This is a genomic window from Oleiphilus sp. HI0043, from assembly GCF_001634935.1.
In genome coordinates, this window is the sequence record NZ_LWEY01001265.1 from 1 (window position 1) to 1,745 (window position 1,745).

Annotated in this window: 1 protein-coding gene and 1 pseudogene; one reads left to right on the forward strand and one right to left on the reverse strand. The window is 43.2% G+C overall.

Translation table 11 applies throughout. The annotated features are described in order from the left end of the window. The coding region (gene hemA / locus A3729_RS16305) for a glutamyl-tRNA reductase (RefSeq protein ID WP_068634086.1) at window positions 1–786 on the reverse strand (786 nt) is incomplete at its 3' end. A gap of 250 nt (window positions 787–1,036) precedes the next feature. Between hemA and A3729_RS16310 the strand changes: the two are divergent. Further along, window positions 1,037–1,745 (forward strand): annotated as a pseudogene (locus tag A3729_RS16310) (tetratricopeptide repeat protein); the annotation flags it as partial.

The following is a 1,745-nucleotide window of genomic DNA, read 5'->3' on the forward strand; positions in this document are numbered from 1 at the left end:
CTCTACAGCCCCCTTGCCTAATATAGGCAAGGAGCTAGCCGTCGACGCAATCACAATATCGGCATCGATTAATAAATCTGGAATATCACCTAATAAAGCTGCCTCACCTTCAACCAGACTCGACAGATCCTGGGCACGAGCCAGCGTTCGATTTGCAATTATGATCTTTTTAATACCACTTTGTTTCAGGTGCCTAGCCACTAACTCAGTGGTTTTACCCGCCCCGATAAGTAAAGCAGTATTGTCTGAAAAATCTGAGAAGAGCTGGCGAGCCATATTGACGGCAGCAGCGGCGACCGACACTGGGTTTTCACCAATCGCCGTATCAGTGCGTACTTTCTTGGCGACAGAGAAACAATGTTCAAAGAGCCGACCTAGTTTCCCTTGAACAGCCTGATATTCTTGTGCTGAAGCATAGGCTGATTTCAGCTGCCCTAAAATCTGTGGCTCTCCCAGAACAAGAGAGTCCAAGCCAGCAGCAACACGCATTAAATGAACAATCGCATCTTTACCATCATAGACAAAGCTACAGTTTTCGAGGTCTTCTGAATTAACACAATGATAGTCAGCCAACCAAGTCTGCAACATCGAAACATCAATTGCATGATTGCCAGCACAGTATATTTCTGTTCGGTTACATGTCGATAAAATAACCGCTTCATTAACATTCGGCAGTTTTTTGATTGACTCCAACGCGATATCGAGACGTTGTAAATCAAACGCAACTTTCTCTCGAACGTCGACAGTTGCAGTCTTATGATTAATTCCAAACGCCAAAAACGACATGTATACCAAGCAATTTGATTTAAAGCGGCTATTCTACAAATAGAATACATAGAAAGCCAATGACACAGAGCAAGTTCTTAGAGCTAGAAGCCACTTATTTTATGATTAAAGCCTCGACAGCACGACAAAAAGTAGTTCAAACAAATGAACCCTAGCACATGGCCAAACTATACGAACGGTAAGTTGACACCTTAAACCCATCTGTCATCATAAAACTCGTCAAGCCTCAATTATTTAAAAGAGATTCAGATTGAAAGCACTACTCAAACTTATATTAATTTCATCACTTTTCTCACTCAGCGCCTGCTCTAGCCTAATGAAAGCAAAGCAATCTGAGACAGATACCACCGCAAGTAGTGAAAAGCTTTCATCTGAGACATCTCCAGAGTATCAAGATTTCGACCTAAATAAAGACACGCTCTACGACCTGCTTGTTGCAGAGGTTGCTGTCCAGCGTCAAGAATTCAATATCACCTTGCTTAACTATATCCAACAAGCGCGCATGACAAGAGATTTAGGTGTTGTTAAGCGTGCTGTAAATGCAGCTCAATACATGAAAGACATGGAGGCCATAAAGGAAATGGCAATCCTTTGGGTTGATATAAAGCCAGACAGCATTCCGGCACATCAACTTCTGACCTATCAGTATTCCCTTTCTCGCGAATACGAACAGGCCATGCAACATATCGAAAAGATTATCGAGCTTGGCGGTGATGCCCGAGTAGACGGCCTTGCAGTCAGCTCAAGCGCCCTCCCTCTTGAAGATAAAGAAGCCATCCTCCTACTTTATCAATCTTTATATGCAAAATACCCTAACAATCATGAGATTGGATATAGCTACGCACTCACTCAACGCAATTTGAAAGAATACGACGCGGCACTTGAAATCATCGAGCCTATACTAAACGCCGCACCAGAATTCGAAGCAGCCTCAGTCCTCAAGGCCAACGTTCTCTATG